The following is a 25686-nucleotide window of genomic DNA, read 5'->3' on the forward strand; positions in this document are numbered from 1 at the left end:
GTCACTCACAGATCCGCCCGCACCGGGATCGTGCCCTGGAACGAGGCCGACCACCGCATCTGCACCCTGGCTCACGCCGGGGTATTGATCGCGGTGGCCGCGCCTTTGTTCGCCGCAATCTCATACGTGTTGCTTGGCATGTAGGGGCGTCGATCCGGTATCGCAGCCCGCACCCTCGTCGCGATGACGCATAGTCCAGCCAGTCAGATTCTGACCCATTGACCGCGACCCCCCGCAGATGAAGTATGGCACCTCGCCCCCTGCCCATAAGACTTAGGGACGCAATTCCCGCCTGGGGTATATCTGCGGGAGCCTGGGCCATGCGTACCGCGCCTCCGACCCGTCCCCACCTCAGACCAGAATGATCGAGATCCGCCGGTTGGACTTGCCCTTGTTCTCGATCTTGCCGACCTCGACCGCGCCGATCTCGGCGGTGGAGCGGACATGCGTGCCGCCACAGGGTTGCAGGTCGACCGGCGCATCGGTGGTTCCGATCCGCACCAGGCGGATATGCCCGGCCCCGCGCGGCGGCTGCACGGACAGCGTCTTGACCAGGCCCGGATTGGCATCCAGCTCGGCTTCGGTGATCCACTCCTCGGTGACGGCATGATCCTCGGCGATCAACTGGGTCAGCCGGTCCTGAATGAAATCCCGATCAAAGATCACCTCGGGCATGACGAAATCCAGCCGCGACTTCTCCGCTCCGATCTGACCTCCTGTTACCGGCAACGGCACCACGACCGACAGAAGATGTAACGCCGTGTGCATCCGCATGAAACGGTGGCGGCGGTCCCAGTCCAGACGCATCTCGATCTCGGCCCCCAGCGGCGGCAGCGGCGATTCCTCGGCGGGGACCAGAACGATGGCGTCCTCCACCCCCTTGACCGCGCCCGCAATATCACAGCCGCCACCGTCCCAGGCGATGTGCCCGCTGTCGCCGGGTTGACCGCCGCCCTTGGCATAGAAGATCGACGCATCAGGCACGATCCCACCCTCGGGCGTCAGCGCCATCACACGGCCGACGGCGGACTTCCGATAGGGATGGGTGCGGTACAGCATGTCGGTCATGTCGTCTCGGGGGGCTGGTCGGGCGTGTGATCGGATGGCGGGGCAGTATCGGGCGCGGTTGTCCGCAGCACCTCGGGGTTTCGTAACCAGATATCGCGTTGCGCGAAAGGAATCTCCAGATCTTCCGCCTTGAAACGTTCTGCAATCCCGTGGTTCAGCTCCGACGCGACGATCGGCCTGAACAGGATATCGCGCAAGACGACGCGAATCGTAAAGTTCAGGCTATCCGCCCCGAACCCGTCGAACGTCACCAGAGGGCCGGGGTTGAGCACGACCATCGGATGGGCTTCGGCCACTTCGGTCAGGATCTTCTCGACCCGGCGCGTATCGCTGCCATAGGCCACGCCGACCGTCAGAACAACGCGCCCGGAGGAATTCTGCAAGGTATAATTGGTCACAACTCCAGAAATCAGATCCGCGTTCGGCACGATCACATCCTGACGGTCGAACGTCTCGATCCGGGTGGAGCGCACCGAAATCTCGCGCACGAATCCCTCGACCCCGCCGACGTTCACCCAATCGCCCAGTTTGATGGGACGCTCGATCAGCAGGATGACACCCGACACGAAGTTCTGCACGATGGTCTGCAGGCCGAAACCGATACCGACCGACAGAGCACCCGCGACAATGGCCAGACCGCTCAGGTTGATGCCCGCCGCCGTGATGGCGACCAGCGCGGCAACCGTGATCCCGAGATAACCGGTGCCGGACAGAATGGCGTTGGTCCCGCCCGTATCCAGCTTGGTCTTGGGCAGCACACTGATGCGCAGCACACCCTTCAGCAGACGGACGATCATGTAGCCCAGCGCGAAGACAATCGCGAAGGTCATGAAACTTGCGGGCGAAATATCGGTCCCGGCGATGGTGAAACCGCGCAGGAACCTTGTCCACCATTCCGCCAGAACCGTCCCGCGCACACCCCAGATCATAGCGAACGCAGGCGCCGATGCGATGGCCAGTGCGAACCCGATCAGCGTCGGTGTCAGCGCATCGCGTCCGGCATCCGACCGGCGCGTCACGGCGGCATAGATGTCGAACGCCAGCCCCTGAAGGATGCCGATCAGCATGATCAACGCCAGCGACATGACAGAAGGCCAGAGGATCGCACCGGCCAGATTGACATAGCCGACCGCCGAGATGACCGGTGTCACCAGCCCGACGACGATCAGCGCCCGGCCCAGAAAACGCAGGACCTGTGCCCAGAACCCTTCCGCTTCGTCGTCGCGCGCGGCAAGTCCCTGCGACAGGAACAACTGACCCAGCCGGAACAGGATCAGCCCGGCAAATGTCAGGATGACGAAATGCGACACCGCACGGCTGACCGCCGGGTCGGCGGATGTGGGCGCAATCACCTCGACCGCGAAGGCGCAGGCCAGAAGGAAACCCAACATCAGCGCATGCCGTCGCGCCTCGGCCCGACGATCGGGCGCGACCGGCAGGAACGCCTCCACCGTTTCTCGCCGCGGCAGGGCCTGTAACGCCAGCCAGCGCGCCAGCAGCGTGACCAGCCCCATGATCGGCAGCGTCGTCGTGGCCACTGCAACGCGCGGACCTTCGGCCCCCATCAGTTGCAGGATACGGACAATCGCAAACAAGCCCAGTACCGGCAGGATAAGACGGACCAGCGAAATCCCCAGCAGGATGATACGCACTATTGCGCTGTCCGCCTCATCCCTGGCGATGCGGTCGCGCAGGCGGGCCAGCCAGACGCCCGATCTCCAAAGGAGCATGACCGCCACAAAGATCAGCAGCCCCAGTTCAACCCCGCGCGACTGCCAGACGGCGCGGTCCGTGGGGGTGGCGAACGGCTGCCACATTTCCCGCCCGAAAGCGGCAAGCCAGCTGCCGATGGCGGTTACGGTTGGCAGCCAGTTGACTGGATTGAGTGGCGCGGGACCTTTTTCCAGGACTCGCTTTGTGCGGTCCTGCTCGATCAGGCGGTCCGTTTCGGCGATCAGACCATCGGCGCGGGCGAATTCGGCCTGCGCCAGGCGGACCGGAGCCATGAGCGTTTCCAGCTGGGCATTCAGGTCTGCGCGCTGCGATGCAATATCGGGTGCCTCGGATGACCCTTCTTGGGGAGCCGGGCCAAGCGCTTCTATCTGCGTCTTCAGCGTCGCGATGCGCTCTGCCCCTGCCTCCCGGTCCACGGAAAACTGCGCCCGCCAGCGAACCAGATCGGACCGCAGCGTTCCCAGAGCCTCGACCGAAGCCGCACCGTCATCGATCACGCCGCGCGCGCGTTTTGCCAGTTCGACCCACTCCGCGGACTCGGCGGCAGGCGTGGCTGCGTTCTGCGTCTGCGCGGTCGACGACGGCGTGGAGGTTTGCGGCGAAGCACTTGGCTGGGGTGCAGTGGCGTCCTGCGCCGCCAACGGCAGCGCCAGCACCCCCCACACCAACAGGGCGGTCAGAATACGGATCAGGGGCCGGATCATTCGAATGCCGTCGGCACCTCGCGCGGTGGACCATCCAGCCAATGCGGCACCGGCAGCCCCTTTTCGCGCAGGAACGCGGGATTCCAGAGCTTCGACTGATAGCGCGATCCATAGTCGCACAGGATCGTTACGATTGTATGCCCCGGCCCCAGATGCCGTGCCATCTGCATCGCTCCGCCGATGTTGATGCCGGTCGAACCGCCCATGCAGAGGCCCTCGAATTCCAGCAGATCGAAGACGATGGGCAGCGCTTCCTCGTCGGTCACCTGACAGACGAAATCGGGGGTAAACCCTTCAAGGTTGTCGGTGATGCGGCCCTGCCCGATGCCTTCCGAAATGCTGTTGCCCTCGGACGCCAGCTCTCCGTTCTTATAGAAGTTATAAAGCGCCGCGCCCATCGGATCGGCCAGCCCGACCTTGACGCCCTTTGGCTGCAGAACCTGGGCCACGCCCGCCACCGTGCCGCCCGACCCTGCGGCACAGATGAAACCGTCGATGCGGCCATTCAATTGCTCCCAGATTTCGGGGGCAGTGGTTTCAACATGCGCCTGCCGGTTCGCGGTGTTGTCGAACTGATTGGCGAAGATCGCGCCGTTCGGTTCGGTCTCGGCCAGCTTGTCCGCCAATCGGCGGGCATAGTGGATGTAATTGTTCGGATCGCGATACGGCTTGGGCGGCACCTCGACCAGCGTGGCCCCTGCAAGGCTCAGCATGTCCTTCTTTTCCTGGCTCTGGCTGTCGGGAATGACGATCACCGATTTGAACCCCATCGACGCGCCCACCAGCGCCAGACCGATACCTGTGTTTCCGGCGGTGCCTTCGACTATCGTGCCACCGGGTTTCAACGCGCCCGACGCCAACGCATCGCGAATGATATACAGCGCCGCGCGGTCCTTTACCGACTGACCGGGGTTCAGAAACTCCGCCTTGCCCAGAATTTCGCAGCCGGTGTCGTCGCTGACCCGGTTCAGCCGGATCAGGGGCGTGTTGCCGATGGCCTCGGTCAGGTTCTGATGGATCATGTCTGGGCCTCCGGATGGGTTACAATCCCATCTACCCCTCGGTCGTCATGGCTTCAACCGCGTAGCGTGTCCCGGTTGAGCGCCAGCCACTGCGCAGAAATGATCAACGGTGCATTCACCGCTTCGCCCGACGCGACCATCGCCAGCAAATCGTCCAGAGGCACCACGTGGACACGAATGTCTTCGTCCTCGCCGTCCAGACCGTGCAGGCCGTCGCTGTCATCCGGCAGATCGCAGACCGCCACGTAGGAGTGTAATATCTGCGCCAGACCACCGGGACTGGGATAGTAACGTCCAACAAAATGAAAGTTTTGCGGGTCGACGTTAAGACCCGCCTCCTCCGCCGTTTCGCGGATGGCCGCGGTCTCGGCCGTCTCGCCCACGTCAATCAGGCCGGCGACAGGCTCCAGCATCCAGGGCTGCGGATCGCCCTTGGCCAGCGCACCGATACGGATCTGCTCGACCAGCAGGACGCGGTCGCGCACCGGGTCATAGGGCAGAACCGTCGCCGCATCCGTGGCATGAGAGATCGCGCGTTGCAGAACGCCCGAACGGGTGCCGTTGAAGCGCGGATAATCCAGATGCCATTCCTCGACCCGATGAAACCCTTCATAGGGATAGTCGACCCGCTGAACGTCGACCTGATCGGCCCGTCCCTCGCCCCCGACGGTTGCGACCCTCCGGTGACCCCGCGCCGCGACGATACCCTGCGCGCGCGACTGAACCACGCCACGCCGTGCCGCAATTTCAGCGGGCGTCACCTGCCCCATGCCGCGCATCACTTCGGCGGCGGCCAGCCGGGTGCGCGCGCCGTGCGCCGCAACCCAATCGGTCAGCGACCAGGGCACGCCCGCGCCGCCGGCCCCGCCGACCTCCCGGTAGACCAGAGCCGAGACTGCCCCCTCGGGCCCGTCGACCGTTACCGCTTCGGGCGCATATCCGAAGGCCACCTCGTACCAGTCCAGCCGGGCCTTTGCCGTGCCGTCCAGCGGGGCCGTCAGATACCCGGTCGCCTGCCCCCCGCACACCAGCACAGGCCAGTCACCCGCCGCCGCACGTTCGACCGACCAGTCGTTCAGCGTGGCACGGATGCAGCCGACATCGCCCCCGGCCACATCGGTCAGAAGCGCATCCCACATAAGGGTTCCGAACAGAAAATAACGGCTCATGTCCAGGTCAGCGCAGGTTCATCGCATCGTACGACCGACAAGGCCGCCGATCAGCCCGACAACCGCACCGCCACCGAACAACAGGCCCATCACAACCGGATGGAAGACTGTCACCGCGTCTTTGACCAAGAACCCCATCCAGGCCGACGCCGCCGTACCGATGGCGGTGTATTTGCCCTGCAGCGACTCGGCGATCATGACTCCGAAGGCGTGAAGCAACAGACTCAGAACCAGCAGTATTGCCGCCCCTCCGATGCCCGCCGTTATGACATTGGTGACCGTGTTGCCCCGCATCGTCGGCCCCGACGCGATCCGCCCGATATACCGCCACCCGATCAACAGACCGCCGAAGGCCAGAAATTCGCGGAACAGGCCGACGCGCGTCCCTTCCTCCAGCGTATAGCGGACAATGGCTTCGCCTACAGCCCAGGCCAACGCGGCAAACAGGATGGCACTGACAAGTTTGGCGGGGGTTGGCATCAGGTTGGCTTTCGGACCGTCATCTGGATGACGTCACACATGCCATATTCAAACGCCCCCGCACAGCCCGTCAGATACAGGTTCCACATCTTGCGAAACCGCTCGTCGAAACCCTGTGCCGCGACCTCGTCCCAACGGTGGTTGAACCGGTCATACCAGCGCCGCAGCGTGATTGAATAATCCTTGGCAAGACTGATCGACCCGCGATCCTCCAGCCCGGCGCGCGCAAGTTGTTCGGCCAGCTTCATCGGCGCAGGCAGCATGCCACCCGGAAAGATATATTTCTGGATGAAATCGACGCTGCGTGTATACACCGCCCACCGCGTGTCCGGCACCGTGATGATCTGTAACGACGCCTGCCTGCCGGGATGCAGCCGATCGCGTAGCGTGTCGAAATAGACCGGCCAGTATTCGCGGCCCACCGCCTCGAACATCTCGATGGACGCGATACCGTCGTACACGCCCGTCTCGTCGCGGTAATCCTGCAAGCGGAACTCGACAAGATCGGAAAGTCCAGCTTTTTCAATGCGCTCTTCGGCGAAGTTCAACTGCTCCTTACTTAGCGTAAGCCCGGTGACGCGCAGCCCCCGCTCCGCGGCGGCATATTCCGCAAAGCCACCCCAGCCACAGCCGATTTCCAGGACATGATCGCCCGGCTGCACCTCCATCCGGTCGATGATGGACTTGTATTTCGCGGTCTGCGCAGCCTCCAGCGGGTCCTGCGATGTGGCGAACATGCCAGACGAATAGGTCATCGTCTCGTCCAGCCACAGACCATAGAAATCATTCCCCAGATCGTAGTGCTTGGAGATGTTCTTCCTTGCCTGCGCCTTGGTATTTCGCAGCATCCAGAACCGCGCCTTTTCATAGGCTTGCACCAGTTTCAGACCGGGGAACTTCTGGATCAGCATGTCCCCTTCCTTGTTGATGTAATCGAACACCGCCTGCAGGTCGGGCGTCGTCCATGACCCATCCATATAGGCCTCCATGAAGCCCACGTCGCCTTCGCGCACAAGACGGGCGAACACATCATTGTTGTGGGTCACGATTTCGGCCACGGGTCCGGGCACAGCACCTTCGTGGCGGAACCGGCGGCCATCAGGCAGCACCACATCCATGCGGCCCGACTGCGCGCCCTGCGCCATCGCGAACGCCCGCTTGAAGTAACGCGGAAGACCGGCCTGTCCGTCCGTGGTCGTGAATGCGTTCATGTTAATCCCTTTGATATTGGTGGAAGAAAACCACCCTGCGATCGGTTTCTGCAAGAAAAATTCGCAGCTATCCGTCGTCCCGTTGCTTGTATGCATCCAATGCGCGCACTCGTCCCTCGGACAGACCGACGATAGGCTCGGACGGACGGCCGGATCGGCGCGTCATGTTCCAACTGCGCGGGATCGCCTCGAAAAATGCATCATTTTCCAGCCATCTACGCCGGTAAATGCCGTTTGGATCGAATTTTTCGGCCTGTGTCTCGGGGTTGAAGATACGGAAAAACGGCGAGGCATCCGGCCCCGACCCCGCGACCCACTGCCAGCCCATCGCGTTCGACGCGGGGTCCCAGTCGACCAGCGTATCCGCGAACCAGTCGCGTCCCAGTTTCCAGTGCGTCATCAGATGCTTGGTCAGATAGCTGCCGACCAGCATCCGGGCGCGGTTGTGCATCCGCCCGGTCACATACAGCTCCCGCATGGCGGCATCCACGACGTCCATCCCGGTGCAGCCGCGCCGCCAGGCTTCGGCATCGGGGTTATCCTCCCGCCAAGGAAATGCGTCCCACTCGGGCTTCCAGTTCTCGGTGACCAGGCGCGGCGTATGATAAGCCAGATGATGCGCGAAATCGCGCCAGACGATCTCTTTCAGGAAGGTTTCGGCCCCCGCCTTCCCATCCTCCATCGCGCGTTTGCCCGCGAACCAGCATTCCCGCACGCTGATCTCGCCATAGGTCAGGTTTTCGCTCAGACCGGAGGTACCGTCGACCGCCAGCATGTCGCGCGCGTCACTGTAATCGCCGACCTTTTCGTCCAGAAACCCCACCAGCCGGTCGCGCGCCGCCTGTTCTCCGACGTGAACGTGTTGCGCCACGACCGAAGCGCCGCGCCCCATCGCGCGGCCCAGATCCCAGTCGCCCGGAGTATCGCTGGCGGGCCAGGCGTCAGGCGCGCGCAATGCCTTCACCGGGGCCAGCGGCGTCTCCGGATCGCGGGTGCGAACCGATTTCCAGAACGGCGTGAAAACCTTGTAATAGCCCCCGGTCCCGGTCTCGACCGTCCATGGCTCGAACAGCACATGGCCCTGAAACGACCGCGCCTCGATGCCGCCTTCGCGCAGCTTTTCCTTCACCTCGGTATCACGTGCCCGCTCGTTGGGCACATAAAGACGGTTCCAGACCACTGTCTCGGCCCCGGTCTCCGCGATCAGCGCCCGCAGCACATCCAGCGCGCGCCCCCGTCGCAGGACCAACCGCGACCCGATACCCTCCAAGGCGGTCGTTACTGCCTCCAGACCCAGACCCAGCCGCCATGCCGGGGCGGCGCCCCATGTCTCGACCACCTCGTCCAGAAGGAACACTGGGATGACGGGATGCCCCGACTTTGCCGCCCAATCCATTGCCGGATTGTCAGTCAGCCGCAGGTCGCGGCGCATCCACAGAATGATCGGCGTCATCCAAGACCCTTCGTCATATCGAAGGGATCATAGGGCCATCCGTCCGGTCGCCCAGCTTCCTCTTGGTAAAAATATCCACGTTTCCGGGCCGAGGCCCCGATAACGCTGCGTCAGGCATTCACGTCGACGACCACACGTCCCCGAACCTGACCCTTCAGGATATCGGCGCCGGTTCGCGGCAGGTCCTCCAGCGTCTTCTCGACGATCATCGCCTCCAGCTTGTCCATCGGCAGCAGTTCGGCCAAACGATCCCAGGCCCGGACCCGGTTTTCATATGGCTGCAGCACGCTGTCGATGCCCAGAAGGTTAACACCCCGCAACAGGAACGGGATTACCGTTGCGGGCAACGATGCGCCGCCGGCCAGTCCAACTGCCGCAACACTGGCCCCATATTCCATCTGACCCAGCAGTCGCGCCAGCATCGCGCCACCGACCGCATCGACGCAGCCACCCCATGTCTCGCCCTCCAGCGGACGCTTGACGGTTTCTGCCAGGTCTTCGCGCGGGACGATCTGCGTGGCCCCCAGCGAAGTCAGATATTCTGCCTGTTCAGGCCGTCCGGTGACGGCGGCAACCTGCTTGCCCATCGCCGACAGCAGCGCGACCGCAACGGATCCGACACCACCTGCAGCCCCGGTGACCAGAACCGGCCCGGCCTTGATTCCGTGATCTTCCAGCACCTGGACCGCCAACATGGCGGTAAACCCCGCTGTGCCGACCGCCATCGCCTGCCGTGTGGTCAGCCCCTTGGGCAGTGGCACCAGCCAGTCGGCTCGGACGCGGGCCTTCTGGGAATAGCCGCCCCAATGCGCTTCGCCGACCCGCCAGCCGGTCAGGACGACCTTGTCGCCCGTTTTGTACCGGTCGTCAGACGACGCCTCGACCGTGCCGGCGAAGTCGATGCCCGGCACATGCGGATAGTTGCGGACCAGCCCGCCGCCCGGCCCAATGCACAGCCCGTCCTTGTAGTTCACCGTCGAATATTCGACTGCGACGGTAACCTCCGCCTCGGGCAGATCGGCCAGCGTCAGATCCTGAACCGAAGCCGAGGTCCCCTGATCTTCCTTTTCGACGACCAGCGCCTTGAATGTCTCGCTCATTTCCAGAACCTCTCCTGTATCGTGGCCGCAATCTTGCCGTCCTGCGTCACGCAGGTCAGCCGATCGCCCGGCTCCCAGTTCATTCCGACCATACCGATCGCCACACCGCATTGAAACTCGTCCGACCACGCCGCCGACCGGATGCGACCGGCCTGTACATCGCCGTCCATCAACGGCCATTCCCGGTCGCAGACCGGCGGTGCGCCCTCCAACTCAACGGCTACGATCTTGCGCGACGCGACATGCGCCCGCAACGCCGCGCCCCCGATGCAATCGAACCGCTGGACATAGCGCCCCAGCCCTGCCTCGAACGGGGTGTCGGCGCGGGTCATGTCGTTGCCATAGGACAGCATCCCGCCCTCGATCCGTTCGGGGCCACTGGGGCATCCGGCGCGGATATCGAATGGCTGCCCTTTGGACATCAGCGTGTCCCACAGCGGCGTCGCCAGCGCCGGATCGGTCACGTAGATCTCGAACCCGCCCTGTTTGGAATAGCCCGAGCGTGCGACCAGAACCTTGCCGTTCTCAAATGGCAGCCATTTGAAACCGAAGAACGGGATGTCCCGCGTGTCTTCGCCAAACACCTCGGCGGCCAGATCACCGGCCCACGGCCCCTGCACGGCCAGTATCTGAACGTCAGGTTCGGATACGGACACATCGTATCCGGCCCCCATCGCCACCCCTTCGACCCAAAGCGCGAGGTCGCTGTCGGCCAGCGAAATCCACCATACCCCCGGAAACGGTTGCAACGCGACCGGGTCGTTGAGCATCCCGCCGTTCACATCGCAGATCGGGACATAGGCGCATTTGCCCGGTTTGATCCGGTCCAGATCGCGCGGGGTCAGGCGCTGCATCAGCTTGGTCGCGTCCGGCCCTTCGATGCGGATCTGACGCTCGCAGGCGACATCCCAGACCTGAACCGCAGACTTCAGGTGACGGCAATCCTCGGACGGGCTTTCGAACACGACGGGCAGCAAGGTCTTGTTATAGACCGTAAAGGCAGACACTCCCGCCGCCTCGACCGCATCGGTCCACCACGTTCGGCGCAGCCGGTTCGAGGGCGCGAGCGCCGTCATTGGACGTCACGCAGAAAGATCAGGTCGGTCGTCGGCGTCTCCCGCCCCATGGCCGTGAGCATGGCGTGGACCTGCCCGCGGTGGTGCGTTGCGTGGTTGAAAACATGCGTGACGACAAAATCGCGCCGCGCCGTCTGCGGCCCGAACAGCCCGGACACCCAGTCGAGGTCGCCGGACAGATCCGTTTCGGAAAGACCGCCCGCCCAGGCGGTCAATTCTGCATCGGCGCCGATGCGCATCGCGGCCCAGTCAACCCGCGTCGAGGCGATGTCACGCCCACCCGGCGTGGCTTCGGGTGCGGGACGGGACGCCAGTCGCGAAAGCCAGATCAGGTCCGCCCAGAGGATGTGGTTGAGCGTCGCGCCCAAGGACCCGAAAAACGCGCCCCGGTCCGCCCACCACGCGGCCTCGTCCAGATCGGAGGTCAGGTCCGCATAGGCCACGTTCTGATGCGCCCCGAACCGCACCATCATGCGCACCCATTCCGGTGAGATCATCGGTGTCTCCATCACCGGGCGACCTCGGGTCCGGACCAGTCGATCTGACAGATTTCGGCGCTGCGCCCATCAAAGTCCCAGACACGGCCAAAGGCGCGCACCCGGCCCTTGGTGGCGGTGGCGACGGTGATGTCGCTGCCCATCCAGTATTCGGTATTGGTGGCGACGATATCGCGCTCGGGGTCCTTGCCCTTGACCGGCACCACCTCGCCCTGAATCTTCTTGCCGACCATCAGGCGACGGGACTTGCCTTCGGTCTCATAGGTGATCGCCGCGCGTTCGGCCCCGAGGAATTCGCTGACCAGCAGCTTGAAAAGACCTGTCGTTCCCTTGGCCCGGCCCGAAAATATCTCGATCAGACCCAGATAGGCGGCCTGGGTTGCACGGTCGTCGATGAACGCCGCCGCCTTCCAGTTGCCGCGCGCCATAAGACCCGGAATTTCCAGGAGAAGCCCCACGTTCAGACCCGACAGATCGGTGTCACCGTAATGTCCGCTGTCGATGCGGATGCCCGACCACGCCTGACAATAGCCTTCGGTCGGTGCGTGTTTGCCCAGAGACACGACGCAGGGACAGAAGACCGTGCAATTGCAGTTCAGGATCAGCTCGCCCTTGATCGCCCATGGCGTCTGGGCGGCCCCTTGCGGGCGGGCTTGCGGGTGGCGGCTCGACAGGGCGGGCGCTGCGATCTTGGTCATATCGTTCCTCCGATCAGATAGCCCGCGCCGGTCAGACAGGCGAGGCCGATTGCGCGCGGCACCCAAGCCCCGCGTGTTAATTTTTCCAATACCATCAACAAGGTGGCCAATGCCATGAAGCCCAGATTCATCGCGCCGCCGACCAACCCGAGCGTCATCAGCGCCCAGCAGCAGCCCAGACAGGTCGCGCCCAGACGCAGGCCCATGTGCAGCGGTCCTTCGTCCCAATGATTCATGAAAAACGTCAGCGGCTGGCGACATTTCGACAGGCAGGCGTCCTTGACGGCCGAAAACTGGTAGGCCCCCGCAAGGGTCAATAGCGCAGCGGCGAGCCAGACCCCTTCCAGCACACCGGCGCGCGACAGGACGAGTTGCGCCACGGCGGCAACACCCGAAAAACCCACCCAGACAACGAGATAGCCCGCGACCAGCCGCCCCCCGCCGCCCGTGCCCTGGGAGTCGGCGATGTCGTCATGCGTGGCGAAGGCGGGCAAAGCGGTCGGCAACATCATCGCCGCCGACATGATCAGCCACATCGCGAAAGCCCCGGCCACCCCCACGGCATCGACCGGCAGGCGAAACATGTCGTGAAGGGCCATCGCCCACCCGTTATCGACGCCGATCAGGAAAACAGCGGCCCATGCCAGCAATAGCCCGGCATAAAGCGCCAGCCAGTGCGGTGCGGTCATGCGTGACAGATGCCTCATCAACCGCCCTCCCCAGCCGCTTGATCCGTTGCCGATTCACCCATATCAAATGTCAGACATTTAAAAGTCAGACAATTGGATTCTGCCGGTGCCGACGAAGACCCCTCCCGCGAAATCGATTTCGCTGTCCATCTCGGACCGGCTGGCCGCGCGGATCGCGGATGGCGACCTGATGGCGGGCGATCGCCTTCCCTCCGAAGCGGAGCTTGCGCTGCAATTCGACTGTTCCCGCGCAACGGTGCGCGAGGCGTTGAAGCGGCTGGCCGCCAAGAACCTGATCCGCACCGCGCGCGGCCATTCCGGCGGCGCTTTCGTGGCCGACCTGACCTATGCCGCGGCACTGGATTCGCATGTCGCGACATCCATGCTGTTGCTGTCGATGAATGCCGTCGATTTCCAGACCGCCGCCGAGGCGCGGTTCGCCCTGGAACGCGCCTGCGTCGATCTGGCGGTCGCGCAGCACGACCGCGCCGACCTGCGCGCCCTGAAAGATGCGATCAACCGTCTGGCCAGCCGCTGCACCGACGAGGCGTTCTGCGCCGCCGACGTCGCGTTTCACCGGGCGCTGGTCGATGCGGGGCACAACCCGGTGCTGTCGTATCAACTGGCGGGCGCGGTCGAGGCGATGCAGCCGCTGATGAACATGATCACCTATGCCGACCGCGACCGCGAGACGATCATCCGCTTGTATCGCCGTATCGCCGGGGCCCTGCAGGCACGGGATGCGGGCGAAGTCAGGCATGTTCTGGACGAGCTGGAGGCCCTGATGATCGCTTTGTTTCAACGGGGACAGGCGCGGCGGGCGCGGCGCTAGAGATCTGCCCGACAGGCGCTAGACATTCCGTGCGACAGGTCGCAACCTCCGGGCAAAACATCCAACCTCGGGAGCTATATACATGACCTTACGCCTTGCCCTTCTGACCACCACAGTGACCGGTGCCGCGACGCTGGCCGCCCTGCCCGCCGGTGCCCAGAGCCTGACGGTCTTCGACTATTCCGGCTTCGAAGACCCGGCCTTCCACTCGGCCTATATCGAGGCCAATGGTGCCGGTCCGGACTTCGCTTTCTTCGGCGACGAGGAGGAGGCATTCCAGAAACTGTCGTCGGGATATAACGAGCCGGGTGTCACGCACATCTGCGCGGGCTCCGTCACCAAGTTCGTCGAATCCGGCCTGATCGAGCCATGGGACCTGTCGAAGATCACGGAATGGGATAACCTGAGCCGCGATCTGACCGGCCAGAAAGTCGGGGACGATGGCGATGTGTATTTCGTGCCCGTGGACTATGGGTCCACCGCGATCGCCTATAACGCCGACGAAGTACCGGCCGAAGACGTCGCGTCGCTCGATGTCTTTCTGAACCCGGAATACCAGGGCCGCATGTCCCTGCCCGACAATGTCGACGACGCCTATGCGCTGGCCTATCTGGCGACCGGCACCACCGACTGGTCGAACGCCACCGACGCACAATTCGACGCGGCATCCGAATGGCTCCGCAAGGCACATGTCAACCTGCGGACCTACTGGACCGACCCGGCGGAGCTGTCGCAGCTTCTGTCCTCGGGCGAGGTTCTGGTAAGCTGGGCCTGGAACGAGACGCTTCCGACGATGGCCGACGAGGGCTTTCCCATCGGCTTCCAGCGCGAGGCGGCCGAAGGGTCATCGCTCTGGCTGTGCGGCTACGTCAACATGAAGGACAGTACGTCGGACGAACAACTGGGCTATGACTATGTGAATGCGATGCTGGATGCGTCTTCGACCGTGCCGCTGCTGGAGGCGGGATACGGCCAGTCGAACCTGCCCGCGATGGAAGGTCAGGGCGAGGAAGCGCTGACCGCCTCCGGTCTTGGCACCATCGACGCACCGGTGCTGGCGCAGCTTCCGATGGACGGGCAGTTGCGCCAGAAACAGGCCGAGACCTTCGAGCGGATCAAGGCCGGATTCTGATCGGACGGCCAACCCCGTAACACATGCCCTGCCGGACCTTTCGGCAGGGCTTTTGTTCAAGACGAACGCATCTGACCGGAGACCCGCCATGGCCGACATACTCAACCTCCTCCTGGCCCTCGCCACCATTGGTTTCGGGGCCGCAGGCTGGTTGGCCCCCCGCTGGACGATGGAAAAGGTCGACCTGCGCGACGGCGGGTCGACCATGGGCCTGTCGGAAGTGCGCGCGGCCTCGGGCGCGCTGTTCGTCGTGGCCGGGGTCGGGGCGATTCTGATCGGATTTCCGGCAGCCTATGCCATGTTGGGATTCGTCTGGGGCGGCGGCGCCCTTGGTCGGGCGACGTCTTTGCTGCTCGATGGGCGGACGACACGGAAATGGGGGTTCTTCGGCACCGAAATCGTGTTCGCAGTGCTTCTTCTGGGCATCAACCTGACTTGAATCGGACCACGGAACAGACTATGTTCACTTTGTCTTCTTCGGAGGACTATGGCGATAAACGCGCCCGTAATAAGCGGATCGGACCCGGGGGCGGTACCCGGCGACTCCACCATACATCCCGTATTGGGGGATCATGGGGTCGAAACAGGATCGACGGACGTCTAAAGGGGTAATGCTTTCGCTCGGTGAGTTACCACCGTTATCGGTACAAAATGTACAGTTGCCAATATCAACCGTGCTCCGGTCGCCGTCGCAGCGTAAGCTGCGTCGAGACCGAAACTTAAGCCCTTGCGCCTAGCAGCGTAAGGCGGGGTTCGCAGGCACCTGGCAACAGAAGCCTGCACTTCTACCCCCTTGCGTTTTCGAGATGAAACGGCGTCCAAAACCCTGGCGCCGCCTTTCGCTTGCGCGAAAAACGTTGAGGCAACAGAAGCCTGCACTTATCAACACCGGGCTTGCCCGGACCCGAAGGTCTGGTGGCTTGATATGACCTTTGTTGCATATCGCCGCTTTCCACCCGACCTGCCCTTGCCGCTCCTCCGCCGCTCTGTTCTACTTTTCCCAGGCGACACACCGAGGGGCCAATGACAGATTCATCTGCGACGATCGACTACGGCACGCTGATGCACGATGCCATGCGCGACCTCATCAAACGGGTATTTCTCCGCGTGGCCGAGCAGGGTTTGCCGGGCGACCACCATTTTTTCATCTCGTTCGACACCAATTTCGACGGCGTCGAAATCGCGGCGTGGCTGCGGGACCGCTATCCCGACGACATGACCATCGTGTTACAGCACTGGTACGACAACCTGGATGTGCGGGATGACGGGTTTTCCGTGACGCTCAATTTCGGAGACAGTCAGGAAACCCTGACCGTGCCCTGGGCGGCGATGAAGACCTTCGTCGATCCGTCCGTCGAATTCGGTTTCCGGTTCGAGCGGCATGAAGATGACGACCCCGACGGCCCCGATGACGGAGATGAGGCCCCCTTCGCCGAGCTTGAGGAAGAACCTGCACCGCGCCAGGATGCCGAAGTCGTCAGCCTGGATCGCTTCCGCAAATAGGCCGGACCCGAAGACCCGACACGAAGGCCGGATGCGGAGATTGCGCGATCACGTCTTTGTAGATCGTCCCAAGATGTATTGACGTCCGACATTTTGCCCCACAACTCAGCAGTCGGTTCGTTCGGCGTGGGCGACGTATCTTACAGGGATCATCTGATGTCGCTGCACCTCTCCCAGTTTCTCGGACAGATCCTTGCGCGACCCCAGGAAGTCGGTGCGATCCTGCCATCTTCGAGCTACCTGGGCCGGGAAATGACCGATGGACTCGGTGTCGGGACAGGTCCGGTGATAGAACTGGGTCCTGGTCCCGGTGCGATTACCCAGGCCATATTGGGCCGCGGCGTGCCCGCATCGGACATCCACGCGGTCGAGATGAACCCTACGTTCTGCGACATCCTGGCCCGCCGGTGTCCGGGCGTGCGGATCTATCCGGCCAGTGCCACGGACCTTGTGGCGCTGAATCTGCCGCGGGTCAGCACCATCGTTTCCAGCCTGCCCTTGCGATCGATTCCCGCCGATGTGGTGCTGGCCATCATGGTGGCAGCGCATGACCGGCTGCTGCCGGGCGGTCGCATTCTGCAATTCACCTACGGAATGCGTCAGCCGGTGGCCTCGCAGACGCTGGACGAACTGGGCCTTGCCTGCATCGCCGGCCCCAAGGTCTGGCGCAACCTGCCCCCTGCGCGTGTCTTTTCCTTTCAGCGCGGTGTCTGACGGGCGTATGCGCGCGGGCGATGGACCTGTGCGGCAGCCTTCGTTATGTCCGCCTCATCGAGATGACAGACCACCGGAGATCGTGATGACCGACATGCGCACCGAAACCGACAGCTTCGGCCCGCTGGAGGTGCCCTCCGACAAATACTGGGGCGCGCAGACGCAGCGGTCGATCCTGAACTTCCCCATCGGCTGGGAGCGTCAGCCCGTCGCCATCGTGCGCGCGCTGGGTGTGGTCAAAAAGGCGGCGGCGGCCGTGAATTTCGGCTTCGGCGATCTGGACGCCAAACGGGCGGGTGCAATTTCGGCCGCCGCGCAGGAAGTAATCGACGGCAAGTTCGACGACAACTTCCCACTGGTCGTCTGGCAGACCGGATCGGGCACACAGTCGAACATGAACGCCAACGAGGTCATCTCGAACCGCGCCATTGAAATCCTGTCGGGTGTGATCGGCTCCAAGGATCCCGTGCATCCCAATGACCATTGCAACATGGGGCAGTCGTCCAACGACACCTTCCCGACCGCGATGCATGTCGCCATCGGCATGATGGCGCGCGATACGTTGCTGCCCGGTCTGCACAAGCTGCACCATGCGCTGGCCGCGAAATCGGATGAGTTCAGGGACATCATCAAGATCGGGCGCACGCACACGCAGGATGCCACGCCGCTGACTTTGGGGCAGGAATTCGGCGGCTATGCGCATCAGGTGAAAAAGGGGATCGAGCGGGTCGAAGCCTGCTTGCCCGATATCTATGAACTGGCGCAGGGCGGCACGGCGGTCGGCACCGGCCTTAACACCCGCAAGGGGTTCGCCGAGAAGGTCGCCGCGGAAATCGCTGAAATCACGGGACTTCCCTTCGTCACCGCCCCCAACAAGTTCGAGGCGCTGGCCGCCCATGACGCGATGGTCATGTTCTCCGGCGCGCTCAGGACCGTTGCCGCCAGCCTGTTCAAGATCGCCAATGACATGCGTCTTCTTGGCTCCGGTCCACGGTCAGGGCTGGGCGAATTGATCCTGCCTGAAAACGAGCCGGGATCGTCGATCATGCCGGGTAAAGTGAACCCGACGCAGGCCGAGGCGCTGACCATGGTCTGCGCCCATGTCATGGGAAACGATGCCGCCGTCGGCTTTGCCGGATCGCAGGGCCATTTCGAGCTTAACGTCTATAACCCGATGATGTCCTACAATGTATTGCAGAGCATGCAGCTTCTGGGCGACGCGGCGGGCAGCTTCACCGACAACATGGTGGTGGGAACGAAAGCCAATATCGAACGCATCGACAAGCTGATGAAGGAGTCGCTGATGCTGGTGACGGCGCTGGCCCCCACCATCGGCTATGACAACGCCACCAAGGTTGCGAAGACGGCCCACAGGAACGGCACGACGCTGAAAGAAGAGGCACTGGCCATGGGTCTGGTGGACGAGGAAACCTTTGACCGGGTCGTCGATCCGAAATTGATGATCGGTCCGAAGTGACAGGCAAGGTCGTCTCCCTCTCCGCGGCCCGCAAGGCGCGCGACCGGGATGCGAAGAAGGTCCGGGCGGATGCGAATGCCGCCCGGTTCGGTCGCACCAGAGCCGAAAAGGACGTCGAAAAGGCGCAGGCCGACAAGGCGCAACGTCACGTCGATGACCACGAAATAGAATGACCGACGCACGACCCCGCAAACGATCGCTGACCCTGCATGGCCACCGCACATCGGTGTCGCTGGAGGAGGCGTTCTGGACCGCTTTCGTCGACATGGCGCGGGCCAAGGGCCTGTCGATCAACGCGCTGGCCGCGCAGATCGACCGGGACCGGGGCGTCAGTGCGGGACTGGCCTCGGCCATCCGGGTAGCGGTGTTGCGGGATCTGCAGCAGATGGCGGATGATCCGCGACGGGACGACGGCGACCGTTCCGGGCGCTAGGCCGACGCCCGCAGCACCCCGAGCACCGCATCCGCGGGCACGTCCGAAGTAACGAACGCCACACCAATACCGCGTGCCAGAACGAAGCGCAGCGTGCCATCCACGACTTTCTTGTCCTGCCCCATCAATGCCAGAAGCCCCTCCGGCCCCGGCAGGTCGCCGGGAATGTCGCGCAGGTCGCGGGACAGGCCCATCGTCTGCAAATGCGCCCGCACACGGCTGGGATCTTCCTGCGAACACAGGCCCAGACGCCACGACAGCTCGAACGCCAGGGCACAGCCGATGGCGACGCCCTCCCCGTGCAGCAGACGGTCGCCGAACCCGGTCGCCGCCTCCAGCGCGTGACAGAACGTGTGACCCAGGTTGAGCAGTGCGCGATCCCCCTGTTCGGTCTCGTCGCGTGCGACGATATCGGCCTTCATCTGCACCGAATGACGCACGGCCTGCACCCGCAATGCGGCGTCGTCCGCCAGACGGGGCGCGTTGTCCTCCAGCCATTCGAAAAAATCCGCGTCGCCCAGCAACCCGTATTTCACCACCTCGCCATACCCGGCCCGGAAATCACGCGGCGTCAGTGTGTCCAGCACGTCGACGTCCGCAATCACCAGCGACGGCTGATGAAAGGCGCCGACAAGGTTCTTGCCGTGCCGCGTGTTGATCCCGGTCTTGCCGCCGACCGACGAATCCACCTGTGCCAGCAAAGACGTCGGCACCTGCACAAATCGCACGCCGCGCCGCAGGATCGCCGCGGCGAATCCCACCAGATCGCCGATCACGCCGCCGCCCAGTGCCACCACCACATCGCCACGTTCGCATTTCTGGTCCAGCAACCATTCGACCACCTGCGTCAACCCGGCCCAGCCCTTGGTCGCTTCGCCCGGTTCCAGCAACAATGCGGGGGCCTCGATGTCGCCCAGACCGTTCTGCAACCGATCCAGATGCAGCCCCGCCACCCGCCGCTCGGACACGACGAAGACGCGGGGACGGCCCAGCAACGGCGCGATCAGATCGCCCGCCTGCGCGAACAACCCCTGCCCGACGTGCACGTCATATGCCCGGTCCCCCAAAGGAACATGTACGATGTCGGTCATTCAGGCCTCATGTCAGGATGGCGGCGTCTTGCAGGGCGGCGATGACGCGATCGACCATCTGCGCGATCGACAGTCCCGGCACGGACTGAACCGTCAGGCTGGCCTCTGAATAGGAGTCTGTACGCTCGGCCAGCAGGGCCAGCAATGTCGCTTTCGGATCGTCGGTCATCAAAAGCGGGCGCGTGGTGCGGTGCTTCACCCGCGACCAGAGCAGTTCGCCGTCCGCCTTCAACCAGACCGACACGCCCGACTTGCCTATGACGCCACGGTTTTCAGGGCGCAGAAACGCCCCGCCCCCGGTCGAGAGGATACCCGGACCCTGTTCCAGCAGACGGCGCAGAACCTCGCTCTCGCGGGCGCGGAAGAAGGCCTCGCCGTCGCGGTCGAAAATCTCCTGGATGGTCATGCGCGCGGCCGACTCCAGCGCCTCGTCGGTGTCGCGGAATGGCACGTTCAGACGGCTGGCAAGCGCGGTGCCGACAGCGGTCTTGCCGCAGCCCATCATGCCGACAAGCACGACCGGACGCGTCAGACTGAGGCCGGTCTCGGCGGTTACACGCCGTTCCGCTTGTCCCGCCTCTTCCGGCATCTTGTCGCCCATCGCCCGCATGACGTTTCCTTGACCTGTCGCTTGACCGATTGCCAACTATATCTCCGCCCGCCACAATGGATGCAATGATAACAGGCAGGCAGGCATGTTCCGATTTTTAAAATACCTTCTAATTCTGCTCGTGCTCGGCACGATCGGACTATTCGGATATTCCTATCTGATGGAGCCCGAGACAGCCCCGGTCAGCACCACGATCGAAATCGATGCGGGGTGATCGGCGGCTGGCCTGCGCAGGTCTTGCACTGATCGCAGGGCTGCTTCCAATGGCCGTCGCCGCGCAGGGCGCACCCGAATCGGCAATTCCCTGGCTGTCCGACAGTCTGGCCGCGCCGCAAGCCTCTTCCACCATGGACGAACCTGTGGCTGTCCCCCTGACCGGCCCGGAAGTCACTGTCATGCCGCTGGGACAGACGCGGCGCGACGCCGTGGGTCTTTTGTCGACCCGCCTGACCGGTCTGCCGCGCGATGCCGTGGCCGGATCCGATCCGGAACGAATTGCCGACCTGATCCAGACTCTGCCGGGGGACGCCATACCGGCGATGCAGGATCTGGCGCTGATGCTGATGCTGGCCGAACTGGACCCGCCCCGCGCCGCCGGGGACACCGACAGGTTGTTTTTCGCGCGCATCGACGGGCTGTTGCGCTTCGGCGCACTGGATCAGGCTCAGGCGTTGCTGGAACGTGCAGGCGCGACCGACCCCGAAGCCTTCCGGCGGTGGTGGGACACGTCGCTGCTGACCGGTTTCGACACCCGCGCCTGCGATGCGATGACCGCCAATCCGGGCGTCGCGCCCACCCTGCCCGCGCGCATCTTCTGCCTGTCTCGATCGGGCGACTGGGCCGCCGCCGCCCTGACGCTGGACACCGGGCGCGCGTTGGGGATGATCACCGACGAGGAAGACGCGCTGCTGGCCAACTTTCTCGACCCCGAATTGTTCGAGGGACTGCCGCCACCGGTTCCGCCACGTCCGATGACTCCGCTGGCGTTCCGTTTGCTGGACGGCATCGGCGAGACGCCTCCGACGCTGGACCTGCCACTGGCCTTCGCGGTTGCCGATCTGCGGCCCACGACCGGCTGGAAATCCCAGATCGAAGCGGCGGAACGTCTGGTTCGCGCCCGCGCGCTGGACCCGAACCGGCTACTGGCGCTCTATACCGAAGGGCGTCCGTCCGCGTCGGGCGGCGTCTGGGACCGGGCCGCCTCGATCCAGAAACTGGACACCGCGCTGATCGCCGGCGATCCTGTGGCGGTAGCCAGCGCGCTGCCACAGGCAGTGGCACGCATGCGGGAGGCCGGACTGCTGGTGCCTTTTGCAGATCTCTATGGCGAGCGGCTGTCGCAGGTCAGGCTGAACGGTTCGGCGGCGGATCTGGCCCTGCGCGTCGGATTGCTGTCGCCCGCCTACAAACGCGTCGCCCGCGACGCGAGTCCGACCCTGCCGCGCGACGCCTTCGCCGTCGCCATTGCACAGGACGACTTCGCTGCGCCCCCCCCGCCCGGAAATCTGATGCAGGCCATTTCAGACGGGCTGACGGGCCCGGCCCCCGACCGTCTGACCCGTATGGCCCAAGGCGAACGGCTGGCCGAGGCCCTGCTGGAAGCGGCGAGCCTGCTGTCGGGCGGTGCCCAGGCCGATCCGCAGGATATCGCCGATGCGCTGGCGTTCTTCAGGTCTGTCGGACTGTTGGACGTGGCCCGGCGCACGGCTCTGCAACTGCTGCTGGCATGAGCGGCGACGGCAGTGCCTGGGTCGACCTGTTCCTTGAAGCGCAGGCGGCGGAACGCGGTGCCGCCCTGAACTCGCTGATGGCCTATCGCCGTGATCTGGACGCCTATGCCGCCCATCTGGAAGCGCGTGGCCATGGGGTCGGCACCGCCACCCGGACCCAGATCGAGGCCTTTCTGATCGCCTGCGAGGCCGAAGGTCTGGCCGCTTCGACCCGCGCGCGGCGCCTGTCCGCAATTCGGGGCCTATACCGCTTCGCGCACGAGGAAGGGCTGCGCGACGACGATCCGGCGATCCGCATCACCGGCCCGCAAAAGCCGAAATCCCTGCCGAAAACCCTGTCGGAGGCGGACGTCGATGCCCTGCTGTCGGCGGCGGAGGACATGGGAGAGACCGAGGCCGAGCGCCTGCGCGACACCAGCCTGATGCAACTTCTCTATGCGACGGGCATGCGCGTGTCGGAGCTTATCGGCCTGCCGGTTTCCGCCGCGCGGGGCGATCCCCGGATGCTTCTGGTGCGCGGCAAGGGCGGCAAGGAACGCATGGTCCCGTTGTCGCCCGCTGCCCGCGATGCGATGGCCGCATGGCTTGCGCACCGCGACACCGAACAGGCGCGTGCGAAGATCGACAGCGGCGCGCCCGTCTCGCCGCATCTGTTCCCGTCGCGAGGCAAGGCCGGACACCTGACCCGCGTCTGGTTTCACAGTCGTATCAAAGCGTTGTCGGCCTTCGCCATGCTTGACCCCAACCGGGTCAGCCCGCACGTTCTGCGCCATGCCTTCGCCACGCATCTGCTGGCGGGCGGTGCCGATCTGCGTGCCATCCAGACGATGCTGGGGCATGCCGATATCTCGACGACCGAAATCTATACGCATGTTCTGGAAAGCCGCCTGAAGGAGCTGGTGCTGACGCATCATCCGCTGGCGCGGGAATAAGTGACGCAACAGGGGATATTTATGCCAAGAGGAAGTGACGCCCATTGCCGCAGGTGCAGGGGCCGCGCATAACTCCGACATGGAAAACACTATCGACACGATCAACTGGGGCGCGACCTGGGGCACGGCGGCGGGCATCGTCCTGCTGCTGATCCTGTCGGCGTTCTTTTCGGGCAGCGAAACCGCCCTGACCGCCGCCAGTCGCGCCAAGCTGCGCACTCAGGCCGACAAGGGCAGCGCCGGGGCATCCCGCGCACTGGCCGTGACCGAAGACAACGAACGTCTGATCGGCAGCGTCCTTCTGGGCAATAACATCGTCAACATCCTGTCGGCCTCTCTGGCGACCGCGCTGTTTACGACGCTGTTCGGGCAACAGGGCGTGGCCATCGCGACACTGGTAATGACGGCGCTGGTTCTGGTTTTCGCCGAGGTGCTGCCCAAGACCTATGCCATCACCAACCCCGAGTCGGCCGCATCGCGCGTCGCCCCGGCCATCGCCATCGTGATCCGGGTGTTCAGTCCGATCGTCTCCGCCGTCCGGGCCTTCGTGCGTGTGGTTCTGGGGTTGTTCGGCGTCGACACCGACCCCGATAGCAACATCATGTCCGCGCACGAGGAAATCATGGGGGCCATCGCCCTGGGCCATACCGAAGGCAACGTCGAGAAGGAGGACCGCGACCGCTTGCTTGGCGCGCTGGACCTGGCCGACCGCTTCGTCGAGGAGATCATGCTGCACCGTTCCGGCATCGAGATGGTGAACGTCGATTCCGCGCCCGCCGCGATTCTGGACCAGTCGCTGGCCAGCCGTCACACCCGCCTGCCCGTCTATCGCGACGAGCCGGAGAACATTATCGGCGTTCTGCATTCCAAGGATCTGCTGCGGGCCATCGACCGTCTGGTCCGTGGGCAGGACGGTGGTATAGATGCGGTCGAACGTCTGGATGTGACGCAGGTGATGATGGAGCCGTATTTCATCCCCGAAACCACGACGCTGGACGATCAGATGCGTCAGTTTCTGCGCCGCCATACGCATTTCGCGCTGGTGGTGGACGAATACGGCGCGTTGCAGGGTCTGATCACTCTGGAGGATATTCTGGAGGAGATCGTGGGCGAGATCACCGACGAATACGACCACCCCGAGGAGCCGGAGCTGTTGCCGGAAGCCGATGGCAGCTATCTGATCGACGGTGCCATGACGATCCGCGATCTGAACCGCGCGACCGACTGGGGCCTGCCGGATGACGAGGCGAATACTGTTGCAGGTCTTGTCATTCACGAGGCGCAGACGATTCCCACCAAGGGTCAGGTATTCAGTTTCCATGGCTTCCGTTTCGAGGTCGCGTCCCGCGAGGCGAACCGGATCACGATGCTGCGGATCAGGCCCCTCAGGTGAGGCGTTAGGCAGGAAACCCTCTGCTTTGGAGGCGAGCGTAACCCTGTGCAGCGGCAGTGTCCGGTTACACCCTTGACATGATACCATAAGGTTTCATATATATTGATACCGAATGGTATTACGAAGGTGTCTGATATGCCCGAATTTCCCATACTTGTCCGCATGATCCGTAGCGCCCAGGTCGAATCGGCGCGCCCATGACCGCGCAGGCCGCATTTCGCGCGTTGGCGGACCCGACCCGACGCGACATCCTGATGATGCTTGCACATCAGGACATGACCATCGCCGAGGTCGCCGAAAATTTCGACATGACCCGCGCAGCCGTCAAGAAGCACCTGTCCGTTCTGAGCGACGGCAATCTCATCACCGTGCGTCCAGAAGGTCGCGCCCGGATCAACACGCTGAACCCCCAGGGGCTGAAGCAGGTTTTCGACTGGTTCGGATATTTCGACGCCTTCTGGGACGACCGGCTTTCCCGCCTCAGGGCATCCATTGAAAAGGACATGCAATGACCGGCCATACGACGTCTGACCGAACCCTCCGGAAATCCATTTACCTGAGGGCCTCACCCGCACAGGTCTGGGCCTATCTGACCGAGCCTGACAAGCTGGCGATCTGGTTCCACAAGCCGGAGAAACCGCTGGTTGCGGGTCCATACGAGCTGTTCGGAACCGACAGCGGAGACAGGCTGATATGGGGCGAAATTCTTCTGGCAGAACCCTATTCGCGTCTCGACTACAGCTTTACCGTCGCCCCGATGGGCGAGGCGACCAGCACGGTTCGCTGGCGACTGGAGGATGTCGCCGACGGAACCCGGCTGTCGATGACCCACGAAGGCTTGCCCGAAGGGTCGGCGGCGTTCGATCTGATCCTGGCGATGGACAAGGGCTGGGACGATCATATGGCCCGGATGCGGCAGTCGCTGCACGATATCTGAT

The 25686-nt window shown here is 63.8% G+C and carries 28 protein-coding genes and 1 other RNA gene; 15 read left to right on the forward strand and 14 right to left on the reverse strand.

The features are described from left to right. Positions 1–351: 351 nt before the first annotated feature. The 12 genes from BMY38_RS10890 to BMY38_RS10945 form a co-directional block, all read right to left on the reverse strand. Complete coding sequence (locus BMY38_RS10890) at positions 352–1068, reverse strand: alanyl-tRNA editing protein (protein ID WP_092762760.1); 717 nt, start codon at positions 1066–1068, stop codon at positions 352–354. Further along, a complete protein-coding gene (locus BMY38_RS10895) occupies positions 1065–3506 on the reverse strand; it encodes a DUF3772 domain-containing protein (protein WP_092762762.1) in 2442 nt (813 codons plus the stop codon). The genes BMY38_RS10890 and BMY38_RS10895 overlap by 4 nt, the downstream gene beginning before the upstream one ends. Beyond that, positions 3503–4528, reverse strand: a complete 1026-nt coding sequence (locus BMY38_RS10900; RefSeq protein ID WP_092762764.1) for a cysteine synthase A — start codon at positions 4526–4528, stop codon at positions 3503–3505. The genes BMY38_RS10895 and BMY38_RS10900 overlap by 4 nt, the downstream gene beginning before the upstream one ends. 53 nt (positions 4529–4581) lie before the next feature. Further along, positions 4582–5697 (reverse strand): NUDIX domain-containing protein, encoded by a 1116-nt coding sequence (locus BMY38_RS10905; RefSeq protein ID WP_092762766.1) that lies wholly within the window; start codon positions 5695–5697, stop codon positions 4582–4584. An 18-nt stretch (positions 5698–5715) separates the two neighbouring features. After that, on the reverse strand, positions 5716–6177 hold the full coding sequence (locus BMY38_RS10910; protein ID WP_092762768.1) for a TrgA family protein: 462 nt from the start codon (positions 6175–6177) through the stop codon (positions 5716–5718). Next, on the reverse strand, positions 6177–7388 hold the full coding sequence (locus BMY38_RS10915; protein ID WP_092762770.1) for an SAM-dependent methyltransferase: 1212 nt from the start codon (positions 7386–7388) through the stop codon (positions 6177–6179). The genes BMY38_RS10910 and BMY38_RS10915 overlap by 1 nt, the downstream gene beginning before the upstream one ends. Before the next feature lie 67 nt (positions 7389–7455). Further along, positions 7456–8841, reverse strand: a complete 1386-nt coding sequence (locus tag BMY38_RS10920; RefSeq protein ID WP_092762772.1) for a cryptochrome/photolyase family protein — start codon at positions 8839–8841, stop codon at positions 7456–7458. Between the two features lie 110 nt (positions 8842–8951). Continuing rightward, entirely contained in the window at positions 8952–9941 is a 990-nt protein-coding gene (gene acuI / locus BMY38_RS10925; RefSeq protein WP_092762774.1) for an acryloyl-CoA reductase, read from the reverse strand. After that, a complete protein-coding gene (locus tag BMY38_RS10930; RefSeq protein WP_092762776.1) occupies positions 9938–11017 on the reverse strand; it encodes a dimethylsulfoniopropionate demethylase in 1080 nt (359 codons plus the stop codon). The genes acuI and BMY38_RS10930 overlap by 4 nt, the downstream gene beginning before the upstream one ends. Further along, the gene (locus BMY38_RS10935) at positions 11014–11514 is read right to left on the reverse strand and encodes a DinB family protein (RefSeq protein WP_092763322.1); all 501 of its coding nucleotides are present in this window, start codon (positions 11512–11514) and stop codon (positions 11014–11016) included. The genes BMY38_RS10930 and BMY38_RS10935 overlap by 4 nt, the downstream gene beginning before the upstream one ends. An 11-nt stretch (positions 11515–11525) precedes the next feature. Beyond that, positions 11526–12212, reverse strand: a complete 687-nt coding sequence (locus BMY38_RS10940; RefSeq protein ID WP_092762778.1) for a DUF1326 domain-containing protein — start codon at positions 12210–12212, stop codon at positions 11526–11528. Continuing rightward, positions 12209–12919: a DUF2182 domain-containing protein gene (locus tag BMY38_RS10945; protein WP_245737576.1), complete on the reverse strand. Its 711-nt coding sequence runs from the start codon at positions 12917–12919 to the stop codon at positions 12209–12211. The genes BMY38_RS10940 and BMY38_RS10945 overlap by 4 nt, the downstream gene beginning before the upstream one ends. Positions 12920–13007: 88 nt before the next feature. Between BMY38_RS10945 and BMY38_RS10950 the strand changes: the two genes are divergently transcribed. The 9 genes from BMY38_RS10950 to BMY38_RS10990 all read left to right on the forward strand — a co-directional run bounded on the left by BMY38_RS10950 (position 13008) and on the right by BMY38_RS10990 (position 18992). Next, positions 13008–13733 carry a FadR/GntR family transcriptional regulator gene (locus BMY38_RS10950; protein WP_423787115.1) on the forward strand — a complete coding sequence of 242 codons (726 nt, stop codon included), beginning with the start codon at positions 13008–13010 and terminating at the stop codon, positions 13731–13733. An 82-nt stretch (positions 13734–13815) separates the two neighbouring features. Beyond that, on the forward strand, positions 13816–14865 hold the full coding sequence (locus BMY38_RS10955; RefSeq protein ID WP_092762780.1) for an extracellular solute-binding protein: 1050 nt from the start codon (positions 13816–13818) through the stop codon (positions 14863–14865). An 88-nt stretch (positions 14866–14953) separates the two neighbouring features. Continuing rightward, positions 14954–15304, forward strand: coding sequence for a DUF4345 family protein (locus BMY38_RS10960; RefSeq protein WP_175495848.1), 351 nt, complete (start codon positions 14954–14956; stop codon positions 15302–15304). Beyond that, positions 15297–15649: a transfer-messenger RNA gene (gene ssrA / locus BMY38_RS10965) on the forward strand. Before BMY38_RS10960 ends, ssrA begins: the two co-directional genes overlap by 8 nt. A gap of 239 nt (positions 15650–15888) precedes the next feature. Beyond that, a complete protein-coding gene (locus tag BMY38_RS10970) occupies positions 15889–16368 on the forward strand; it encodes an SspB family protein (RefSeq protein ID WP_092762782.1) in 480 nt (159 codons plus the stop codon). Positions 16369–16524: 156 nt separating this feature from the next. Beyond that, positions 16525–17082 carry a class I SAM-dependent methyltransferase gene (locus BMY38_RS10975; RefSeq protein ID WP_092762784.1) on the forward strand — a complete coding sequence of 186 codons (558 nt, stop codon included), beginning with the start codon at positions 16525–16527 and terminating at the stop codon, positions 17080–17082. Between the two features lie 85 nt (positions 17083–17167). Next, a complete protein-coding gene (gene fumC, locus BMY38_RS10980) occupies positions 17168–18559 on the forward strand; it encodes a class II fumarate hydratase (protein ID WP_092762786.1) in 1392 nt (463 codons plus the stop codon). Further along, on the forward strand, positions 18556–18732 hold the full coding sequence (locus BMY38_RS10985) for a DUF4169 family protein (protein WP_092762788.1): 177 nt from the start codon (positions 18556–18558) through the stop codon (positions 18730–18732). Before fumC ends, BMY38_RS10985 begins: the two co-directional genes overlap by 4 nt. Then, positions 18729–18992, forward strand: coding sequence for a ribbon-helix-helix domain-containing protein (locus BMY38_RS10990; protein ID WP_092762790.1), 264 nt, complete (start codon positions 18729–18731; stop codon positions 18990–18992). The genes BMY38_RS10985 and BMY38_RS10990 overlap by 4 nt, the downstream gene beginning before the upstream one ends. Here BMY38_RS10990 and aroB read toward each other — a convergent pair. Then, the gene (aroB, locus tag BMY38_RS10995) at positions 18989–20083 is read right to left on the reverse strand and encodes a 3-dehydroquinate synthase (protein ID WP_092762792.1); all 1095 of its coding nucleotides are present in this window, start codon (positions 20081–20083) and stop codon (positions 18989–18991) included. The two genes, BMY38_RS10990 and aroB, sit on opposite strands and share 4 nt — an antisense overlap. 7 nt (positions 20084–20090) lie before the next feature. Beyond that, positions 20091–20672, reverse strand: coding sequence for a shikimate kinase (locus BMY38_RS11000; RefSeq protein WP_245737593.1), 582 nt, complete (start codon positions 20670–20672; stop codon positions 20091–20093). 106 nt (positions 20673–20778) lie between these two features. Between BMY38_RS11000 and BMY38_RS18570 the strand changes: the two genes are divergently transcribed. The 6 genes from BMY38_RS18570 to BMY38_RS11025 all read left to right on the forward strand — a co-directional run bounded on the left by BMY38_RS18570 (position 20779) and on the right by BMY38_RS11025 (position 25685). Beyond that, the gene (locus BMY38_RS18570) at positions 20779–20907 is read left to right on the forward strand and encodes a hypothetical protein (RefSeq protein ID WP_281243217.1); all 129 of its coding nucleotides are present in this window, start codon (positions 20779–20781) and stop codon (positions 20905–20907) included. After that, entirely contained in the window at positions 20897–22423 is a 1527-nt protein-coding gene (locus BMY38_RS11005) for a hypothetical protein (protein WP_092762794.1), read from the forward strand. The genes BMY38_RS18570 and BMY38_RS11005 overlap by 11 nt, the downstream gene beginning before the upstream one ends. Further along, positions 22420–23355 carry a site-specific tyrosine recombinase XerD gene (locus tag BMY38_RS11010; RefSeq protein ID WP_092762796.1) on the forward strand — a complete coding sequence of 312 codons (936 nt, stop codon included), beginning with the start codon at positions 22420–22422 and terminating at the stop codon, positions 23353–23355. Before BMY38_RS11005 ends, BMY38_RS11010 begins: the two co-directional genes overlap by 4 nt. Positions 23356–23434: 79 nt before the next feature. Further along, on the forward strand, positions 23435–24748 hold the full coding sequence (locus BMY38_RS11015) for an HlyC/CorC family transporter (protein WP_092762798.1): 1314 nt from the start codon (positions 23435–23437) through the stop codon (positions 24746–24748). Positions 24749–24945: 197 nt separating this feature from the next. After that, the gene (locus BMY38_RS11020; protein WP_092762800.1) at positions 24946–25260 is read left to right on the forward strand and encodes an ArsR/SmtB family transcription factor; all 315 of its coding nucleotides are present in this window, start codon (positions 24946–24948) and stop codon (positions 25258–25260) included. Continuing rightward, positions 25257–25685 carry an SRPBCC family protein gene (locus tag BMY38_RS11025; protein ID WP_092762802.1) on the forward strand — a complete coding sequence of 143 codons (429 nt, stop codon included), beginning with the start codon at positions 25257–25259 and terminating at the stop codon, positions 25683–25685. Before BMY38_RS11020 ends, BMY38_RS11025 begins: the two co-directional genes overlap by 4 nt. Position 25686: the final 1 nt, after the last annotated feature.

This window comes from Jannaschia helgolandensis, from assembly GCF_900109285.1.
GTDB classification, from domain to species: Bacteria; Pseudomonadota; Alphaproteobacteria; order Rhodobacterales; family Rhodobacteraceae; genus Jannaschia; species Jannaschia helgolandensis.